The organism is Hymenobacter sp. DG25A, assembly GCF_001280305.1.
In the GTDB taxonomy this organism is placed as follows: Bacteria; Bacteroidota; Bacteroidia; order Cytophagales; family Hymenobacteraceae; genus Hymenobacter.
The window spans coordinates 1,269,194-1,287,777 of the sequence record NZ_CP012623.1 but is presented as its reverse complement, the minus strand read 5'-3'; the positions used below and the strand labels follow the sequence as shown (position 1 = coordinate 1,287,777).

General features: G+C 57.5%; 17 protein-coding genes. 13 read left to right on the top strand and 4 right to left on the bottom strand.

Going from position 1 to position 18,584, the window contains the following annotated elements:
• Positions 1-45: 45 nt before the first annotated feature.
• Both AM218_RS05550 and AM218_RS05545 read left to right on the top strand, forming a co-directional pair.
• Complete coding sequence (locus AM218_RS05550; protein ID WP_054412616.1) at positions 46-1,854, top strand: M1 family metallopeptidase; 1,809 nt, start codon at positions 46-48, stop codon at positions 1,852-1,854.
• 66 nt (positions 1,855-1,920) lie between these two features.
• Positions 1,921-2,859, top strand: coding sequence for a cyanophycinase (locus tag AM218_RS05545; protein ID WP_231717553.1), 939 nt, complete (start codon positions 1,921-1,923; stop codon positions 2,857-2,859).
• Positions 2,860-2,962: 103 nt separating this feature from the next.
• Here AM218_RS05545 and AM218_RS05540 read toward each other — a convergent pair whose 3' ends face one another.
• Positions 2,963-3,946 (bottom strand): isoaspartyl peptidase/L-asparaginase family protein, encoded by a 984-nt coding sequence (locus AM218_RS05540; protein ID WP_054412614.1) that lies wholly within the window; start codon positions 3,944-3,946, stop codon positions 2,963-2,965.
• Positions 3,947-4,089: 143 nt separating this feature from the next.
• On the opposite strand from AM218_RS05540, the gene AM218_RS05535 reads away from it, so the two are divergent.
• The 3 genes from AM218_RS05535 (at position 4,090) to AM218_RS05525 (ending at position 6,255) form a co-directional block, all read left to right on the top strand.
• Complete coding sequence (locus tag AM218_RS05535) at positions 4,090-4,518, top strand: DUF3127 domain-containing protein (RefSeq protein ID WP_054412612.1); 429 nt, start codon at positions 4,090-4,092, stop codon at positions 4,516-4,518.
• A gap of 140 nt (positions 4,519-4,658) precedes the next feature.
• Positions 4,659-5,537 carry an SDR family oxidoreductase gene (locus tag AM218_RS05530; RefSeq protein ID WP_197274021.1) on the top strand — a complete coding sequence of 293 codons (879 nt, stop codon included), beginning with the start codon at positions 4,659-4,661 and terminating at the stop codon, positions 5,535-5,537.
• Positions 5,538-5,631: 94 nt separating this feature from the next.
• Entirely contained in the window at positions 5,632-6,255 is a 624-nt protein-coding gene (locus AM218_RS05525; RefSeq protein WP_054412608.1) for an AlbA family DNA-binding domain-containing protein, read from the top strand.
• Positions 6,256-6,572: 317 nt separating this feature from the next.
• Here the strand turns inward: AM218_RS05525 and AM218_RS05520 are convergent, their stop codons facing one another.
• A complete protein-coding gene (locus tag AM218_RS05520; protein WP_054412606.1) occupies positions 6,573-7,103 on the bottom strand; it encodes a DinB family protein in 531 nt (176 codons plus the stop codon).
• Positions 7,104-7,329: 226 nt separating this feature from the next.
• Here AM218_RS05520 and AM218_RS05515 point away from each other — a divergent pair, with 226 nt between their 5' ends.
• The 3 genes from AM218_RS05515 to AM218_RS05505 all read left to right on the top strand — a co-directional run bounded on the left by AM218_RS05515 (position 7,330) and on the right by AM218_RS05505 (position 12,398).
• Positions 7,330-10,371, top strand: coding sequence for a T9SS-dependent choice-of-anchor J family protein (locus tag AM218_RS05515; protein WP_082318084.1), 3,042 nt, complete (start codon positions 7,330-7,332; stop codon positions 10,369-10,371).
• Between the two features lie 132 nt (positions 10,372-10,503).
• Positions 10,504-11,010 carry a YkvA family protein gene (locus tag AM218_RS05510; RefSeq protein ID WP_054412602.1) on the top strand — a complete coding sequence of 169 codons (507 nt, stop codon included), beginning with the start codon at positions 10,504-10,506 and terminating at the stop codon, positions 11,008-11,010.
• Positions 11,011-11,096: 86 nt separating this feature from the next.
• Positions 11,097-12,398 carry a metal-dependent hydrolase family protein gene (locus AM218_RS05505; RefSeq protein WP_231717552.1) on the top strand — a complete coding sequence of 434 codons (1,302 nt, stop codon included), beginning with the start codon at positions 11,097-11,099 and terminating at the stop codon, positions 12,396-12,398.
• A gap of 6 nt (positions 12,399-12,404) precedes the next feature.
• On the opposite strand, the gene AM218_RS05500 is transcribed toward AM218_RS05505, so the two are convergent.
• On the bottom strand, positions 12,405-13,160 hold the full coding sequence (locus AM218_RS05500) for a glycosyltransferase family 2 protein (RefSeq protein ID WP_054412598.1): 756 nt from the start codon (positions 13,158-13,160) through the stop codon (positions 12,405-12,407).
• A gap of 100 nt (positions 13,161-13,260) precedes the next feature.
• Between AM218_RS05500 and AM218_RS05495 the strand changes: the two genes are divergently transcribed.
• Positions 13,261-13,560, top strand: coding sequence for a YciI family protein (locus AM218_RS05495; RefSeq protein WP_054412596.1), 300 nt, complete (start codon positions 13,261-13,263; stop codon positions 13,558-13,560).
• A gap of 75 nt (positions 13,561-13,635) precedes the next feature.
• Entirely contained in the window at positions 13,636-14,487 is an 852-nt protein-coding gene (locus tag AM218_RS05490) for a LysM peptidoglycan-binding domain-containing protein (RefSeq protein ID WP_082318083.1), read from the top strand.
• Positions 14,488-14,679: 192 nt separating this feature from the next.
• On the opposite strand, the gene AM218_RS05485 is transcribed toward AM218_RS05490, so the two are convergent.
• Complete coding sequence (locus AM218_RS05485; protein WP_054412592.1) at positions 14,680-15,558, bottom strand: SDR family oxidoreductase; 879 nt, start codon at positions 15,556-15,558, stop codon at positions 14,680-14,682.
• Positions 15,559-15,664: 106 nt separating this feature from the next.
• Between AM218_RS05485 and AM218_RS05480 the strand changes: the two genes are divergently transcribed.
• From AM218_RS05480 to AM218_RS05470, 3 genes are all read left to right on the top strand, one after another.
• Positions 15,665-16,522, top strand: coding sequence for an SDR family oxidoreductase (locus tag AM218_RS05480; RefSeq protein ID WP_054412589.1), 858 nt, complete (start codon positions 15,665-15,667; stop codon positions 16,520-16,522).
• Positions 16,523-16,561: 39 nt separating this feature from the next.
• Positions 16,562-17,827, top strand: coding sequence for a BaiN/RdsA family NAD(P)/FAD-dependent oxidoreductase (locus AM218_RS05475; protein ID WP_054412587.1), 1,266 nt, complete (start codon positions 16,562-16,564; stop codon positions 17,825-17,827).
• A gap of 193 nt (positions 17,828-18,020) precedes the next feature.
• Entirely contained in the window at positions 18,021-18,467 is a 447-nt protein-coding gene (locus AM218_RS05470) for a PA2169 family four-helix-bundle protein (RefSeq protein WP_054412585.1), read from the top strand.
• Positions 18,468-18,584 lie beyond the last annotated feature (117 nt).

The window sequence follows — 18,584 nt, the reverse complement described above, 5'->3', positions numbered from 1 at the left end:
TTTACGTCCTACCCTTTTCGTCCACTCTCTTTCTGCTGGTCCCCGATGCCTACTTCCGCTGCCCTGTCTCTGCCTGCCGATCCGCACAGCTATGCCCGACCTAAGGAGGTTAGCGTGCGCCACCTGGTGCTTGATCTGAGTGTTGATTTCCGTAGCCATATTCTTTCCGGGGTAGCTACCTGGCAGCTGCAACACCTCACCGAAGCCACCGAGTTGTGGCTGGATTCCCGCGACCTGCAGATAGATGCTATCAGCGTGGGCGACCAGGACCACGAAACCCCGACGACCTGGGAGCTGGGCCAGCCTGACGCCATCCTGGGGCAGTCGCTCCGCATAGCGCTGCCGGCCGGTACCCGCCAGGTGACCATCCGCTACCGCACTGCGCCCGAGGCCTCGGCCCTGCAGTGGCTCACGCCGGAGCAGACGGCCGGACATCAGCACCCCTTTTTGTTTACCCAGTCGCAGGCTATTCTGGCCCGCACGTGGCTACCGTGTCAGGACTCCCCCGGGGTGCGCTTCACCTACGAAGCCACCGTGCGCGTGCCCTCCCACCTGCTGGCCTTAATGAGTGCCGAGAATCCGCAGATGCGCAACGCCCTGGGCGAATACCATTTTCGGATGGCGCAACCCATTCCGGCCTATCTCATGGCTCTGGCCGTGGGGGATTTGGCTTTTACGCCTCTGAGTGGGCGCACCGGCATTTATGCGGAACCGGTAACGCTGCCTACTGCTACCAGTGAGTTTGCTGACCTGGAAAAAATGGTGACGGCCGCCGAAGAGCTGTACGGGCCTTATCAGTGGGAACGATACGATTTGCTGGTGCTGCCGCCCAGCTTCCCCTTTGGCGGCATGGAAAACCCCCGTTTAACATTTGTAACGCCCACTATTCTGGCCGGCGACCGAAGCCTGACCAGTCTGGTGGCCCATGAGCTGGCCCACTCCTGGTCGGGCAACCTGGTGACGAATGCTACCTGGAACGACTTTTGGCTGAACGAAGGCTTTACCGTATACTTTGAGCGGCGCATCATGGAAAAGCTCTACGGCCGCCCCTACGCCGACATGCTGCAGGTACTGGGACATACCGCCCTGCTGCATACCCTAACGGAATTAGGCCCGGCCAGTGCCGACACGCATCTGCACCTGAACCTGGCCGGCCGTGACCCCGACGAAGGGCTGAATGAAATTGCCTACGAGAAAGGCGACTACCTCCTCCTCACCCTGGAGCACCTGGTGGGGCGCGATGAGCTGGATGCCTTTATTAAGGAGTACTTCTCTCGGCACCGCTTTCAGTCTATGGACACCGCCTCGTTTCTGGCATATCTGCGGCGCGAGCTGCTGGACAAGTTTCCGGGGCTGGAAGAAAAACTCCAGCTTTCTGCCTGGATTGATTCCCCCGGCATTCCGGCCGTGGCTCCGCCTGTTACCTCGGAGCGTTTTTCCCTGGTAGAGCAGGCCCGTCAGGACTGGCTGGACGGTACGCCAGCCACCCTGCTCTCCACAACGGACTGGAGCAGCCACGAGTGGGTCCATTTCCTGCAGGGCCTGCCTGACCCGTTGCCTTCCGCCAGGCTGGCTGAGCTGGATGTGGCCTTCCAGCTTACTCATTCGGGTAACTCTGAAATTCTGGCCGCCTGGTTTCCGCACACGCTGGCTGCCGGCTACCACCCCGCTGATGCCGCACTGGAAGCTTTTCTTATCCGCGTAGGGCGGCGCAAATTTCTGGTGCCTCTCTACAAAGCACTTTTAGCCACTACCGATGGTCATGAGCGGGCCCAGGCCGTATACACACAGGCCCGTCCCAACTATCACTCGGTAGCAAGCGGAACGCTGGACGCTCTGCTGGGGCGTTCGTAAACTAAACTCAGTACTGCCGGTTTTTTTATGGCGCGAAGCTTGCCTGCAGGTACTAGCTTTGTCTTATTGAGTTATAAAGTAGAATTTGAGTTGAAAGCACAAAAACCACTTGGGAAGCTTATTGCCGTTGGCGGCAATGAAGATAAAGGCACTTACTCCAGCGCTAGGGTGCGGAAGAAGTACTACCTGAATTTCTTTGAGCTGGGTATTCTGAAGCGGGTCGTCACTGAGTCGCGCAAAATGGACCCGCGCATTGAAGTAATTACCACAGCTTCCATGATTCCCCTGGAAGTGGGACCTATCTATACCTCATCCTTCGGGATGCTGAACTGCCACAATGTGGGCGTGATGGATATTCGCACCCCGGAAGACGCGCGGCAGCCCGAATACCTGGAGCGCCTGCGCGCCGCCGACATTATCATGTTCAGTGGCGGCAACCAGTCGCGGCTTAAGCAAATGTTCGGAGACAGTGCGTTTTTGGAGCTGCTCACAAGCCGTTACTACTCAGAACCTAATTTTGTAGTAGCCGGCACCAGCGCCGGGGCCATGGCCATGTCCCAGATCATGATTACCGGTGGTAGCGTGCCCGATTCTCTGCTAAAGGGGGCGGTAAAAATGGGCACTGGCCTGGCGCTGATTGATGAGGTGGTGATTGACTCCCACTTTGTAAAGCGGGGCCGCTTTGGCCGTTTGATTGAAGCCGTCAGTGTGCACCACAAGCTCATTGGCATTGGCCTGGGTGAGGATACTGGCGTGCTGATTACGGATGGCAACCTGATTGAGACTATTGGCTCCAACCTGGTCATCATTATGGATGGCCACACCATCCGGCATAACAACGCGCCTACCGCTAAAAAGGGAACCGCCCTTTCCCTGGAAGGCATGACCATGCACGTGCTGGCAAAAGGCAACGTGTACGATATTGAAGAGCGCCGCTTCTACTGCGACCGGCAAACGCACGAGCAGCACCTGCTCGCGCTGGCGGGCTCACACGCAGCTCATTAGCAACCCTTTCGACCAACAAAAAGCCCGGCTTCTGTCATAAGAAGCCGGGCTTTTTGTTGGGCCTGCCAGTAGCAGCCCCAATGCACCTATATATAAGGAGTAGCTACTCGGCGTAAATGCCAATTTGCAGCGGCGAGTTAGAGGTGCGGCTGGCCCGGTACATGCCTTCAGAGTTGAAGGGCAGAGAAATATTTCCGGCGGCATCTACCGCCACCAGGCCACCCTCGCCCCCAACGGGAGCCAGCTTATCATGCACCACAATGCGGCAGGCTTCCGCCAGGCTCAGGCCTCGGTATTCCATCAGGCAGGAAATATCATGGGCAACTACGGCCCGCAGGAAAAACTCACCGTGCCCGGTGCAGCTGATGGCGCACGTAGTATTATCGGCAAAAGTGCCGGCCCCGATAACAGGAGAATCACCGATGCGGGAATAGCGCTTGTTGGTCATGCCGCCAGTGCTGGTGGCGGCGGCCAGGTTGCCGTGCCGGTCGCGGGCTACGGCGCCCACGGTGCCCATCTTCTTTTTCGGGTCTTCCGGAAAAGCGCCGGGCTCTACCAGAGGGGCCGGCTCTTTTACCGCCTGGCTGTGGTCGAGCCGCACGCGGCCTTCCAGAATGGCCTCCTGTAGTTGGTCGTAGCGATGCTGGGTGAAAAAGTAGGCGGCGGGTTGCGTCGGCAGGCCGTGCTCTTTGGCCAGCTCATCGGCCCCGGGCCAGGCCAGCAGCACGTGCTCGGTATGCTCCATCACCAGGCGGGCGGCCTGAATGGGGTTTTGCACGGTACGCACCCCGGCTACGGCGCCGGCGGCGCGGTTGCGCCCGTCCATAATGGCGGCATCCATTTCGTGGTGGCCATCGTGGGTGAACACGGCCCCGCGGCCGGCATTAAACAAAGGGCAGTCTTCCAGGGAACGGACGGCCATTTCCACGGCATCGAGGGCTGGGCCGCCGGCCTCCAGCACCGCGTAGCCAATTTCCAGAGCGGCTTGCAAGGCTTCGCGGTAGGCTTGCTCCTGCGCGGCCGTCATGCGGGCCCGGGCTATGGTTCCGGCTCCGCCGTGCAAGGCCAGCGCCAATTCATTCATCATAAGAGTACTACCAACAAGTTGAAAAATACGTAGCTAACCCTACGGCCCCAGACCAGGCAAGTTGACTGCCCAGGCACCGGAAGGGTCGTTTTTTTTTCGTAGGTTTGACCTACTGTTTTCACTTCCCCAAACTATCCTTTCTTATGGCTTACGATGCTACCGGCCGCCTGCACGAAATCTTTGACGAGCAGCAGGTGAGCGAAAAATTCCGCAAGCGCGAATTCGTGCTGGAAGTTATAGATGGCCAGTACCCTGAGCATATCAAATTCCAGTTGGTGCAGGACAAAACCGCTCTCATCGACCAATACAAAGTGGGCGACGAAGTTAAGGTAACTTTTAACCTGCGGGGCCGCGGCTTCAACAAAAACGGTCAGATGCTGTACTTCACTAACCTGGAAGCCTGGAAGCTGGAACCCGCTTCCGGTGGTGCCAGCGGTGGTGGCGCTTCAGCTGGTGGCTACAACCAGCAGCAAGCCGCGCCACGTCCGGTTGCCAACCAGAACCAGAATCTGCGCGCTCAGCCCTCAGCAGCTCCTATTGCCGGCGACGACGACAACGACCTGCCTTTCTAAGGTTAAGCCGCTTCGGTTTCCACAAAGAAAATGCCGCTCTCCATGGGAGCGGCATTTTCTTTTGCTAAAAATCAGGAATTGGTAAACTCAGGGCCCGGCATTACACGTTTATGCGGCAGAGTTTTGAAATCTTTTTTTCCATGGCCTCCTCCCCTACAGTTTCTGATATGCACGGCAAAACGGTTTTGATTACCGGGGCCTCGGGAGGTATTGGCCTAGCCACGGCCCGGCAGCTGGCCCGGCAGGGCGCTCATATGGTGCTGGTGTGCCGCAACCCGGAAAAAGCCGAGCAGGCCCGGATAACGGTTCAGGACGCCGCCGGACCGGAAAACCCCGTAGATGTGCTGCTTTGCGACTTATCCCTGCTGAACAACGTGCGCACCCTGGCCGCCGAGGTGGCCCGGCGCTATCCCAGACTGGATGTGTTAATTAACAATGCCGGCATTATGCCCGGGCCGTTTACCGTAACGGAAGAAGGCCATGAGCTGAGCTGGGTAACAAATCATCTGTCGGTGTTTACGCTGACTAACCTGCTACTGCCCCAGCTGCTGGCGGCGGAGCAGGCCCGGATTATTACGCTGGCCTCGGAGGCGCATTGGCTGGGGCAGATTGAAGCATCACAGGAAGCCCGCAACGACCCACATAGATACAGCGCTATTACGGCCTACTGCGACTCCAAGCTGGCCAATATCCTGTTTACCAACGAGCTGGCCCACCGACTGGAGCTCACGGGCATCACAGCCAACTGTGTACACCCAGGCATGGTAAATTCTGGCTTGATGAACGCGCAAACGCCGTTGCTGATGAAATCGATGTGGTGGATGGCCATGCCGTTTATGATCAGCACCGAGCGGGGTGCCCAGACCAGCATTTATCTGGCCTCCTCGCCGGAGGTAGCGCGCATCAGCGGCAAATATTTCAAGCGCAATAAGCCCGGGCGCAGCTCCGGCAAAGCCCAAAGCCGCGCCGAAGCCAGCCGCCTGTGGCGCATTTCAGAGGAAGAAACCGGTATGGAGTAAGCTTACCATTTGGTAAAACCTGAGAACAAGGGTTGCTTTTGCTGCGTGTCTGCCCATTTCCGGCCGTAGCAAGCCCCATCCTTTTCCATTTCTTATGTCTGAGCTGCTAGAGTTAATTGCGCGGGGCGAAGGGGAACGACTGGAATTCAAAAAGAAAACCACCCACCCTACCCGCATTGCCCGCACCATAGTATCCCTGGCCAACACGCACGGTGGCCAGGTACTGGTGGGGGTAGATGATGATGGACGCGTGGTGGGCGTGCGCGAGCCGGAGGAGGAAATGTACGTTTTGCGTCTGGCCGCGGAGCTATACACGGATCCGCCGGTGCCGCTGGCATTTGAGGAAGTGGAGGAAGATGGCCGTACCGTATTAATTGTGACGGTGCGTGAGAGTGAGCACAAACCCCACCGGGCCCAGGTGGCAGAAGGCGACTGGCGCGGCTACGTGCGCGTGCGCGACGAAAGCGTGCAAACCAGTCAGCTCACCGAAAAAGCCCTGACGCTGGACGACGCGCCCGGGTTGGAAAAGCTGCCTTTAAATAAGGAGGAGCTGGCCGTGCTGGATTACCTCAACCGGAATCCGCGCATTACGCTGGCGCATTACATGAAACTGCTCAACATTGGGCAGCGCCGGGCCTACCGCACGCTCATCAAGCTCACCCTGCACGGCTACATCAAGCATCATGACAAGCAAAAAGAAGTGTACTATACCCTTTAAGCGGCTTTATCGGCATTGTAGCGTAGCAAGCAAACTGCATTAGCTACCAGCTCGGTTGGCTTAAACGCACAACCGCCGCCAAATCAAACTGTATCTGGCGGCGGTTGTGCGTTTAAGTCGAAAAGTTAATCCTGGCGGCTGTCGCGGGCTTTTTTCTTCTCGTCTTTGGCGGCCTTCTTTTCCTTAGTTGTTTTAGCAGGCTCCTTCTTTTTTTCTTTGCGGGGTTCTTGTGCTTTTGCCATGATGGAGAGGACTGAGGTAAGTGAATCGGGTTTTACTGCCTAACGAAGAGGCGGCTTTTTGTGTTGTGGATGCCCTTATTTCAGGGCGGGCAAATACCGCTCGCGCAGCAGCTGCAGGTGGTGGGCCTCGTGGCCGGGAATAATATAGGCCAGGGCCCGCACGCTAACCGGGTTGTTGCTGGCAGAGCCTATGCGCTCAAAGGCTTCGGGCTGGAAAGAGCGCAGCAGGCTGAGCGTGGCGGCCCGCACAGTATCATACTCGTCCAGAATATCGGCCAGGGCACGCGCATTGGCTCCGGAAGCGGGCACGTAGCTATCCTGATCGAAGCCGGGCAGAGACTGTTGGTCGCCGCGCGCAATGCGGAGCGCCCGGTAGGCAAAGATGCGCTCCGTGTCTATCATATGTACCAGCGACTCTTTAATCGTCCATTTGCCGGGGGCGTAGGCAAACAGGGCCTGCTCATCGGTGAGCGGCTCCAGCAACTGGCGCAGTTCCCGGGCTTGCTGCTGCAGCAGCGCCAGCGGGTCGGCCTCGGCCGGAATCAGGCGAACGTAGGTTTCGTAGAAGGGCGCGTACTGGCCGGCGGTGGGGCGGGTGGTAAGCATGCTGCTAAGTAACAGAGGAGGGTAAAAAGCGAAACGCAGGACAAGGTACAGAGAGTTGGCAGAACTGACTCCCGGCAAGCATTATTCCTTAACTATATAAATATAGTGGGCTATTGCCGGACGGCACTAATGTGTAGTAAATCATTGGTTTGGTAACATTCCGTTAATCTTGGAGTATTTTTGAGCCATTACTTTTGCTTTTTCAGTAATTCTTAACCCATTACGCATGAAAAACAATTTACTCTTTCGGTACTTGACGGGCTGTGCGGCAGTGCTGCTTTCCGCTGGTAGCGCAATGGCTCAGGTTTCCCTGGGTACCAGCCCCTACACGGAGAACTTCGATGGTATCGGGGCGGGCCTGCCAACTGGTTTTTCGGTGCGCACTGATGCTAATGCGACGACGCTGGGCAACGCAGCAACTTTCAATACCGCCAAGGCTGCTTGGAACAATACCACCGGCGGTTTTAAAAACGTGGCCTCCGCCACCGGACTTGCCGCAACCGCTACTGCCACTGAGCAGGATGCGGCTACCAACCGGGCCCTGGCGCTAAGGCAGACAAGCTCTCTGGGTAATCCGGGCGGTGCTTTTGTCCTTCAACTGGAAAACACCTCCGGCAAAACTGCCTTTAACCTGAGCTTTAAACTTCAGTCACTGGATGCCGCTACTGCACCACGCACCGCTACCTGGTTGGTAGACTATGGCATTGGCACTCAGCCAAGCGCTTTTACCCAAGTAGGCAGCTCGGCTACAACTGGCAACAATACCTTCTCCAACAACACCATTACCGTTGACTTCGAGAATAAACTGGATAACCAGACCGGTCCGGTATGGATTCGCATCGTTACTCTCACCGCTGCCACTGGATCGGGGAACCGTCCAACTACCGGCATTGATGATTTCTCGCTGAGCTGGACAGCCGGCACGGCTTCCAGCCCCACGCTTTCGGTAACGCCCGCCACCCTGAACCTGGGCCGCCAGAATATTGGCGCCGCCTCTGCCGGCGTACCTTATACCCTGAGTGCCTCTAACCTCACAGCGGATGTTACGGTGACGGCCACCGCTCCTTTTGCCGTATCAAAAGACAATACCACGTTTGCTACTTCCGTAACCTTTACGCCGGCTGAGCTCACGGCCGGCCTGCCCGTGTACGTGCGATTTACGCCTACCACCAGCGGCAGTGTCTCGGGCACCATCACCAACACCAGCACCGGCGCTACCGACAAAACGGTAACCGTAAAGGGCTACGGTGTTGACCCTAACGACAACCTGTTTTCCTTTGACGATTGCTCCGGTACGGACTTCGATGGCTGGATGCCCTACAGCGTAACGGGTACCCAGACCTGGGACTGCACCAATTTCGGCCACGACGCTGCTGATGCAGCCGGCAAAGCCAGCAAGCCCTACGGCGTGCAGATCAACGGCTATTCCAGCGGCAATAAGGAAAACGAAGACTGGCTTATCTCGCCGGCTTTGGCCCTGAGTGCTATCGATTTCCCCTTGCTCTCGTTCTGGAGCCGCGTGGCCTTTACCGGCCCCGGCATGGCACTGCGGGTTTCTACCAACTACTCCGGCACAGGCACGCCTAACGCCACCGGCGTCACCTGGACCGACCTGAATGCTGATTTCGCCACCGGTGATACTTGGATGGATTCTGGCGACATCGACCTTTCTGCCTATAAAGGCCAGACCGTGTACCTGGCGTTTGTATACACCAGCACCACCACCAGCGCCGCCCGCTGGACGCTGGACGACCTGCGCGTGCGCAACTCAAGCACACCGGCCGCCACCGTGCTGGCCGCCACGCCCGAGCTGCTGGATTTTGGCTATCAGATGGTAAACACCGGCGGTAACAAAACCTTCGTTGCCACACTCAAAAACCTGACGGCCAACGCCACCATCACCTCCAGCAACCCGGAATTTGTGCTCTCGAAGGATGGCACAACGAACTTCGTTTCCTCGCTTACCTATACGCCCGCTGAAGCGGCGCAGGGCAAAGTAACGGTAAAGGTGCTCTTTATGCCTACCGTGCCCATGGCAACCTACAAAGGCACGATTACTATTGCCTCGGAGGGGGCTACCAGCGCTACGGTTGCCTTACTGGGCAACACCATTGAGGATGCTCAGACGCTGGAAGTTGTGAACTGGAACATGGAGTGGTTTGGCTCGCCGGACCAGAACCCGAAAGACGACGACCTGCAGCAGGCCAATGCCTTGAAAATCCTGAAGGAGCTAAATGCGGACGTATTTGCCCTGGCCGAAGTAGTGGATACCGTACGCCTGGGCACTATTGTGCGGCAGCTGGGCGGCTATAAGTACATGGTTTCTGATTTCGCTTCCAACGTAACCGATGCTAGTTCCGCCGACTATGCCAAGGCCCAGAAGCTGGCCTTTGTGTACCGCGCCTCCGTGGTGAAGAACCCCACGTTTACCGGCCTGCTGCGCTGCACCACGTGCGACGATTATAACTACTGGGCCTCGGGTCGCTTCCCGTATCTGATGGAGGCCGATGTGACTCTGAACAATGTAACGCAGCGCATCAACTTCATTCTGATTCACGCCAAAGCCAACGTAACGCCCCTGTCCGAGTCCTACGACCGGCGCAAAAAAGGCGCGGAGGCCCTGAAAGCCAAGCTGGATGCCGACTTTGCCACCAAGAATGTGATTATCCTCGGCGACTTCAACGACGACTTGGACAAGACCATTACAACCGGCATCAACACCACGGCTTCCTCTTACAGCGCCTTCATGGAGGACGCTACCAACTACACCGCCGTAACGCTGCCCCTCAGCCTGGCTGGTGAAAAGTCGACGGTTTCCTACAATGATATCATCGACCACGTAGTGCTGTCCAATGAGATGGCGCAGTTCTACCTGCCCGGTTCCGCCCGCATCCGCACGGACGTAGCCGCTCAGATTGACGACTATGGCAACACCACCACCGACCACTATCCGGTGATGACGCGCTACAACACAGCCAACATTGCCCTGCCGAACAAGCAAGCCGCCGCAGCGCTCAACCGCCTGTTCAGCGTTTACCCAAACCCCGCCACCTCCGCTGTTCGTTTGAAGCTTGCGCAGGCTGGTACTAAGACCGTACGCCTGCAGGTTAGCGCTATGGACGGCCGCATGGTGGTAGAAGCTACCGGCACGCTGGAGCAAGTAAATCAGCGCCTGAACCAGCAGTTCAGCCGCCTTGGCTCCGGCCTGTATATCATTCGCATTAACAGCGGCAACCAGCTGTATACCCAGCGTTTGCAGAAGCAATAAGCGCCGCTAGCAAGAGTAGAAAAGCCCGCCGGTTTCGGCGGGCTTTTTTTATGTATTTCCGGCCGCAACAACACCCAGCACACGGGCACGTACACGCTGGCGTACTCTTCTTTCCATTTGTTTTATTTCCCTATGTCAACTCTTGCCGAAAAAGGGGTGAAAATTGCCAAGAATGCAGTGTTCAGCCTGTTTTTGAAACGTGCTACCGGGCTCCTGGGCAAACCCATTGCCGTAGTAGTGGCCCTACGTGAAGTAGCGGCCAAGCTGGATGATGTAAACAGCAAAAAAGGTCCTTTCCAGCAAACCATTGATATGGTGCGCACCCTCATCCGGTTGGTAAATGCCTACGTAACGGGCGCTTATCGCCGCATCGAGCCCAGCACCATTATTTCCGGGCTGGCCGTTTTGCTGTACGTCCTCTCCCCCATTGATCTGGTGCCGGATTTTATTCCGGTAGTAGGTTTGCTGGATGACCTGGCCCTGATCAGCTGGTTTATCAGCAAGTTCCGGGATGAGCTGGTGAGCTTCCAGGAATGGGAGCGCACGCACGCGGCGGAGGCTACGGCCATTGCCGCGTCCGTGCCCGCCGCCACCGATGTTACCTTAACCAATGCCGTGACGGAGCTGGGCCATTCGTAAGCATTAGCCAACCTACTCTGTTTTATTTACGTCAGGCGCCGTCTTCCATTGGGGAAGGCGGCTCTTTTCGTTTCCTTCGTGCTGCTATGGGATACTCCTTGTTTTCGCCTGTCCGGCTAATGCCGGCTTTCAGCCTGCTGCTCAGCCTTTTTCTGTTTAGTTTTCAAGTAGCCGGACAGACTGCTGCTACCAGTTTTCTATTACAACCCGAGGCCGTTTTCGACGGCGAAACGCTGCACCCCGGCTGGGTGGTACTGGTGGAAGGCGACAGGATAAAGGCCTGCGGACCAGCCGACCAGATTACGGCACCAGCGGGGGCACGCACCCTGGCGCTTCACGGGCTTACCTTGCTGCCCGGCCTTATTGAAGGCCACTCCCACTTGCTACTGCACCCCTACAACGAGGCCACCTGGAACGAGCAGGTGATGCAGGAACCCCAGGCGCTACGGGTGGCCCGCGCCACCGTGCACGCGCAGAAAACCCTGCTGGCCGGCTTCACCACTACCCGCGACCTGGGAACAGAAGGCGCCGGCTACGCCGATGTTGCCCTGAAGCAGGCTATCAATCAAGGAATTATTCCGGGCCCGCGCCTGCTGGTAGCCGGCCCGGCGCTGGTAGCCACCGGCAGCTACGGCCCCAAGCTTACGGCTGATGTAGCCGTACCGCAGGGCGCGCAGGAAGCCGACGGCATTGACGGCATTGTGCGGGCCGTGCGCGAGCAGATAGGCAAAGGAGCCGACATTATTAAAGTATATGCCGATTACCGCTGGGGCAAAGATGAGCCCAGTCGGCCTACCTTTTCCCAGGAAGAGCTCAACCTGATAGTGCAGACCGCCCGTAGTGCCGGCCGCCCCGTAGTAGCGCACGCCAGCACCCCGGAAGGCATGCGCCGCGCCACCCTGGCCGGCGTAGAAACCATTGAGCACGGCGATGACGGCACGCTGGAAGTTTTTCAGCTGATGAAGAAAAAAGGCGTAGCTCTCTGCCCCACCGTAGCCGCCGGTGACGCCAGCGCCCAGTACAAAGGCTGGCGCAAAGGCCAGGACCCCGAACCGGAACGCATCCAGGAGAAGCGCCGCAGCATGGCCGCCGCCCTGCGCAGTGGAGTTCCCCTGGCCATTGGGGGCGATGTAGGCGTGTTCACACACGGCGACAATGCCCGGGAAGCTGAGCTATTGGTGCAGGAATACAGCCTGAAACCCCTGGCCGTGGTGGCGGGCCTTACCAGCGGCAACGCCCGCCTCTTTCATCTGGCAGACCGTGGCCGTGTGGCCCCTGGCCTGCTGGCCGATATCATAGCCGTGCAGGGCAACCCCACAAAGGATATTCAGGCCCTGCGCCGCGTGCAGCTGGTGATGAAAGACGGCGTGCTTTATAAACAGCCCTAGTAGGGGTTACGGGCGCTCCACTCCCACGGCTGCCAGTTGAGCAGCATACTTATCGTACAGCACCTTCAGGTCATTACCATGCTTATCGGCATCTACGCCAATGCTAATGTTGCTGGAATGGAAGCGGTGCAGGTGGCTGATGTGCGGGCAGATGACGGGCAGGTGCCCGGCCAGAAGAAACCGCACGTACAGGTCCAGATCTTCCGCCATCGGCAGCTGCTCATCATACCCTTTCACTTCCTGAAACAAGGCCCGGCTGTAGCATACGTTGCCCTGAATAAAATGCTCGGCTCTAAAGATAGCGCGCAGCATATCAGCGGGTGTATCAAACTGCCATGCGTAATAGTCCTCGTTGGGCAGATAGCGCCGCTCCTGATCAATGCGCAGAAAATCAGCCACAAACCACTGGGCTTCGGGGTTGCGGTTCACCTCCGCGCCATAATGATAGAGGGTGCGCTGCAGCAGCAGGTCGTCGTCGTCCAGGGGAACAATCCAGGCATCGGGCGCAGCGTGCTGCACCAGTTGGTTACGGGCCGGGCCGGGCAGCAGCTTCTGCTGGCTGGGCCAGTATCGGAGCGCAACACCGGGTTGCCCGGCGGCTTCCTGCAGCCAGTTGGCCGAGCCATCGGTGCAGGCATTTTCACAAATAAGGTGTTCAACTGAAATATCAAGGGGAGCCAGCACGCTGGCCCGAACGCTGGCAACGGCCTCCGGCAAATACTGCAGGCGGTTGTGCGTGGGAGTAATAACGACGAAGTGCATGGGTCCTCTATCGGATACAAGCCAAAAAAGTTACTCCTGCTTCGGGGGCTCAACTTTCAGGCAGCATCCGGCGTTAGCAAGACAAGTGTCTCTAGCTCCTATGTCCAAGTTCGTTGTATCGGTACGGCTCCCGGAGTTCTTCGATGAGGAGTTTGTGGCTCTTATTCCGGCTCACCGCACCTTTGTCAATCGGCTGATTGAGCAAAGCGTGGTAGAAGTGTATGCCATCAGCGCCGACCGCTCCCGGGGCTGGATTACTATGAACGGGCCTTCCAGCGAAGCCGTACGGGCTATTGTGGAGCAGCTGCCCCTGTATCGTTTCTTTAAGCAGATTGAGATTGATGAGTTGTTTTTATTTGACAGCTCAGCTTCCCGGTTTCCGCGTATCAGCCTGAATTAACTATATTTCTGATAGCCGGGCTCCGGCCCGGTTTATGCAGCAGGCTCCTCTGTGTATTTTTGTTTCCTCTTGTCTATGATGCGTTTTCTTCGGCAATCCTCTCTGGCTCTTACCCTGGCAGCTATGCTGGGCGCGGCCACCGCTCCGGCCGAAAAAATTACTACCGCCCAGCTGGTTACCCGCCTGAGCGCTTCTATCAGTAACTTAAAAACCCTGCGTTGTAATGTGCGGGCGCAGGAACGCATTGGCGCGGCTTACCAGCAGGCCCGCACCCAAATGAAAGTAGCCTACTCCCCGCTGCGCGTTTACCTGCGCAATGAGAAAGGCATTGAAGTGCTCTGGGTACACGGCCAGAACGATGGCGACGCCTGGGTATACCCCAACAGCTTCCCCTACGTCACGCTCAGCCTGGACCCCAATGGCACGCTCATGCGCAAAAACCAGCACCACAGCGTGCTGGATGCCGGTTTTGGCACCATTGCGGAAATCCTGCACGGCTCGGGCAAGCGCCAGGACCTGGCGTTTGAGCGCAGCTTCCACTACACCGGCGACACCCTGGTATCGGGCCGACCGTGCTTTATTCTCCGCTCCGATTTTCCTCAGTTTCGCTACGTCAGCTATAAGGTAACCAAGCCCGAAACCGCCGCTCAGATTGCCGATAAATTTGGCAGTGGCGAGTTCCGCATTCTGGAGCGCAATAAGCTCACCCCCGGCGAAGTAGTAGCTGCCGGCCGCACCCTGCAGGTACCCAACGCCTACGGCCGCCGCACCATAGTCTGCGTCGATCAGAAGCTTTTTCTACCTATGGCCGTGCTGGTATTTGATGACAAAGGCCTGTTTGAGAAATTCGAATTTTCCGATGTCGTAGCCAATCAGCCCATTCCCGGGGCCGAGTTCAGCAAGGACTATAAAGGCTACAAACTTTAATCACGGATTCGTAGAATATAAAAGGATGCCCCAGATTTTGTGGACGATTACATAAACCAAAAGGCCTCGCAAACTGCGAGGCCTTTTGGTTTAGCTGACTTGCTTTTGAAATCAATTCAATCCGTTTCACGCCCGTAGAATCTGTGGTCCACAAAATCCGCGGCATCCGTTCAAATCCTGCGTATCCGTGATTTAGCGGCGCATGGCTTTTTCAATTTCGTCCCACATGGGGGCGGGAATAGCTTCCAGCTTATTGAATTCGCCGGCGCCGTTCAGCCACTCGCCGCCATCAATAGTCACTACTTCGCCGTTCATATAGGCCGAAAAGTCGGATACCAGATAGGCGGCCAGGTTGGCCAGTTCCTGGTGCTCGCCCACACGCTTGAGCGGTACGGAGGCAGCGGGGTCCAGCTTTTTGGCCAGCGGCTCGGGAAACAGGCGGCTCCATGCGCCTTCGGTTGGGAATGGGCCGGGCGCAATGGCGTTGGAACGGATTCCGTATTTAGCCCATTCCACGGCCAATGAACGAGTCATGGCCAGTACGCCGGCTTTGGCCGCCGCGGAGGGCACCACATAGGCCGAGCCTACAGAAGCATAGGTAGTAACAATGTTGAGAATGGTACCGGGCTTTTTGTCGGCTATCCAGCGCTTGCCAAAAGCCAGCGTACAGTTGTAAGAGCCTTTCAGCACAATGTCAACAATGACATCGAAAGCCTTGTGGCTCAGGCGCTCCGTGGGGCTGATGAAGTTGCCGGCCGCGTTGTTCAGCAGTACATCTACCCCGCCAAATGTGTCGATGGTGCGCTGGAGCATGGCTTCCACTTCATCGTACTTGCGCACGTCGCACTGCACGGCCAGCACGTTGCCACCGGTTTGCTCGCGCAGCTCAGTGGCGGTTTTTTCCAGCACCTCCAGCTTACGGCTGGTAATGGTGACGTTGGCGCCCAGCTGCAGGAAATAGGTAGTCATGGCCCGGCCCAGGCCCGTTCCTCCACCCGTTACAACAATAGTTTTTCCTTGAAGCGCATTGTCGCGGAGCATGGGTTGGGCGTAGGGATGGGTTGAGGCCATGAGTGTGTGGGGTTTAGAACAAAATAGGATGCAAGCAGCGCAATTACGCAAATTGCCGCGGCTTCATCCAGAAAAGTAGTAATACCTTTTTTCCGACTTTTGCCTGATGCTTCCTTCTCCTTCTCCTACTTCTGCTGTTACGCCGCCAACCATTGCCATTCTGGGTTGCGGCTGGCTGGGTCTTCCTTTAGCCAAGCACCTGCTGGCCCACGGCTATCAGGTCATCGGTACCACTACCTCCCCGGAACGCCTGCCGCTACTGCAGGAAGCCGGAATCAGCGCGCATCTTCTGCAGCTCAGCCCTACCCTTTCTGCCACCGACAGTACATTAAACCGCTTGTTTTCCGAAGCAGATACCCTGGTGCTCAACGTCCCCCCCAAGTCCAGGCAAGGCATTCCGTATCTGGATCTACTGCGGCCCGTAGCGGCGGCCATGGTTCATTCCCGGATACGGCAGATACTTTTTGTCAGCTCTACCGGCGTGTACCCCGATGCTAACCACACCATGACGGAAGCAGATGCCGTGGCTGCTGCCGATGCCGCTTCGGAGATGTTACAGGCAGAGGCACTCTTCCAGAACCTGCCCGGCATCAATACCACGGTGATTCGTATGGCGGGGCTGATGGGGCCGGGCCGGGCGCCGGGCCGCTTCCTGGCGGGCCGTCAGCAGCTGCCGCAAGGAACGGCGCCCGTCAACCTGATTCATTTAGATGATTGTGTGGGTGTGCTGCATACGCTGATTGAAAATCCACTGCCGGCCCAAACCTTTAATGCCTGTGCCGCCCAGCATCCCTTGCGCCAGGAGTTTTACCCGTTGGCGGCCCAAAAACTGGGTCTGGAGCCGCCCACCTTTGCGGCAGAAATGCAAGTGGGCGGCAAAACCATCAGCAGCAGCAAGCTAAGGGCGGCTACCGGCTACCGGTTCCGGCACGATGATGTAGTGGCTGCGCTGGCTTTTTGCTAAAATTGGGCCCGGGCGCAAGTCGTGGCGTACCTTTGCCGGGTGACGAATTCAACCCATACTGTAGCCGTACTGGGCGGCGGCGCGGCCGGCTTCTTTGGGGCTATTGCCTGTGCCGAGGCTAACCCGCAACTGACGGTGTATCTGCTGGAAAAAACCGGCAAGCTGCTTAGCAAAGTGCGCATATCCGGGGGCGGGCGCTGCAACGTAACCCACGCTGCCGACACCCCCGCGCAGCTGGTGCAGCACTACCCCCGCGGGGCCAAACAACTGAAAGAACCCTTCAAGCAGTTTGGCGCCCTGGACACCGTGCGCTGGTTTGCCAGCCGCGGCGTGCAGCTAAAGACCGAGGCCGATGGCCGGATGTTTCCGGTTACGGATTCCTCCGAAACCATTGCCCAATGCTTATTGGAGGCCGCCCGCAAGGCGGGCGTGCGCATTCTCACGCAAACGGCAGTAGAGCGGATTGAACCCCGGCCCGAGGGTGGATTTCGTCTGCATCTGAGCGGAAATCAGGCCCAACCGCTGGCAGTAGACCGATTACTGGTAGCCACTGGCGGTGCCCCGAAAGCGGAGCAGTATGCCTGGCTGCAGGCCCTGGGGCACAGTGTGGAAGCGCCGGTTCCGTCACTGTTTACCTTCAACGTGCCGCAGTCGCCGCTTAAGGAGCTGCCGGGTGTGAGCGTGCCGCAGGCACGCGTGGTGCTGGCCGGCGAGAAGCTGGAATACCAAGGCCCAATGCTCATTACCCACTGGGGTATTAGTGGCCCCGCCGTGCTGAAGCTCTCGGCCTGGGGCGCCCGTCGCCTGGCTCAGTTAGGCTACACGGGGACGGCCCTCATCAACTGGATTCCGGAATACACCGAGGAAACCCTGCGGGAGTGGCTAAATGCTTTCCGGGCGGAAAACGGCCGTAAAGGAGTGGTGAGCAATAGCTTGTTTGGTCTCCCTCAACGGCTGTGGCGCGCCCTCACCGACCTGGCGGGCATCGGCCCGGAAACCCGCTGGAGCGACCTTCCCGCCAAGCAGCAGAACCGTCTGATTGAGCTACTGCTGCGCCAGCCTTTGGCCGTGCGCGGCAAAACCACTTACAAGGAAGAGTTTGTGACCTGCGGTGGCATTCCGTTGGCCGAAGTCAACATGAAAACCATGGAAAGCCGCTTGGTGCCGGGCTTATATTTCGCCGGCGAAGTGCTGGATATAGACGGCATTACGGGCGGCTTTAACTTCCAGGCCGCCTGGACAACGGGGTTTCTGGCGGGCCGGGCCATGGCCAGCGCCCCACCTGCCCCGCCGCTGAATCAGTAAAAAAAGCCCAGGGCATTTTTCAGGCTTTTACTAAAGCAGAGGCTTACTATTCGCGCGGCTCTTTCATAACCGGGGAGATGTGCTAAATCGGGTACTATAGCAAAGTTGATAAATGCAACTTTGCAACCTTCCGGGCTAGTCGGCAGTAAAGGGAGACACAACCTAGAATATCAACTCCTAAACTACTACCCTCATGGAAGCCAAAGCAACCCAGGCCCTCGTAAACGAACTGATTGAAACGCTGAAAGATGGCCAGAAAGGCTATGCTGAAGCTATGACCGACGTGGAAGATGCTCAGCTGAAAGAGACTTTTAAGAAGTATGCCGCGCAGCGGGCCAGCTACATCACGGAGCTGGAAGACCAGATGTTTAAGCTGGACCTCAAACCAGACGAAGAAAGCTCCGTTACCGGCACCATTCACCGTGCCTGGATTAACCTGAAAGGCGCCCTCACCAGCAAAGACAACAAGAGCATTCTGAGTGAGTGCGAGCGGGGTGAAGACTATGCCAAAACCGCCTACCAGACGGCTCTGAAAGCACAGGAACTGCCCGGCACGCTGAAAACCGTTATCGAAAAGCAGTACCAAGGCGTGCAGGAAGCGCACAACAACATCAAAGCCATGCGCGATTCGGCCAAGTAAGCCAACTGGCTTTTCTGCCTCCGAATACCGTTTCTTTATAGAACAAGAAAGGCCCCTCCAAAAGAGGGGCCTTTGCTTTTTTGATGCGCTAACTCCTGAAAAGGAGGAGTTAGCGCA

What these genes read in the sequence shown, in the direction of transcription:
- AM218_RS05550 (WP_054412616.1), top strand. Translation starts at nt 46, where the DNA reads ATGCCTACTTCCGCTGCCCTGTCTCTGCCTGCCGATCCGCACAGCTAT.
- AM218_RS05540 (WP_054412614.1), bottom strand. Translation starts at nt 3,946, where the DNA reads ATGATGAATGAATTGGCGCTGGCCTTGCACGGCGGAGCCGGAACCATA.
- AM218_RS05535 (WP_054412612.1), top strand. Translation starts at nt 4,090, where the DNA reads ATGGCTTACGATGCTACCGGCCGCCTGCACGAAATCTTTGACGAGCAG.
- AM218_RS05530 (WP_197274021.1), top strand. Translation starts at nt 4,659, where the DNA reads ATGGCCTCCTCCCCTACAGTTTCTGATATGCACGGCAAAACGGTTTTG.
- AM218_RS05525 (WP_054412608.1), top strand. Translation starts at nt 5,632, where the DNA reads ATGTCTGAGCTGCTAGAGTTAATTGCGCGGGGCGAAGGGGAACGACTG.
- AM218_RS05520 (WP_054412606.1), bottom strand. Translation starts at nt 7,103, where the DNA reads ATGCTTACCACCCGCCCCACCGCCGGCCAGTACGCGCCCTTCTACGAA.
- AM218_RS05515 (WP_082318084.1), top strand. Translation starts at nt 7,330, where the DNA reads ATGAAAAACAATTTACTCTTTCGGTACTTGACGGGCTGTGCGGCAGTG.
- AM218_RS05510 (WP_054412602.1), top strand. Translation starts at nt 10,504, where the DNA reads ATGTCAACTCTTGCCGAAAAAGGGGTGAAAATTGCCAAGAATGCAGTG.
- AM218_RS05505 (WP_231717552.1), top strand. Translation starts at nt 11,097, where the DNA reads ATGGGATACTCCTTGTTTTCGCCTGTCCGGCTAATGCCGGCTTTCAGC.
- AM218_RS05500 (WP_054412598.1), bottom strand. Translation starts at nt 13,160, where the DNA reads ATGCACTTCGTCGTTATTACTCCCACGCACAACCGCCTGCAGTATTTG.
- AM218_RS05495 (WP_054412596.1), top strand. Translation starts at nt 13,261, where the DNA reads ATGTCCAAGTTCGTTGTATCGGTACGGCTCCCGGAGTTCTTCGATGAG.
- AM218_RS05490 (WP_082318083.1), top strand. Translation starts at nt 13,636, where the DNA reads ATGATGCGTTTTCTTCGGCAATCCTCTCTGGCTCTTACCCTGGCAGCT.
- AM218_RS05485 (WP_054412592.1), bottom strand. Translation starts at nt 15,558, where the DNA reads ATGGCCTCAACCCATCCCTACGCCCAACCCATGCTCCGCGACAATGCG.
- AM218_RS05480 (WP_054412589.1), top strand. Translation starts at nt 15,665, where the DNA reads ATGCTTCCTTCTCCTTCTCCTACTTCTGCTGTTACGCCGCCAACCATT.
- AM218_RS05470 (WP_054412585.1), top strand. Translation starts at nt 18,021, where the DNA reads ATGGAAGCCAAAGCAACCCAGGCCCTCGTAAACGAACTGATTGAAACG.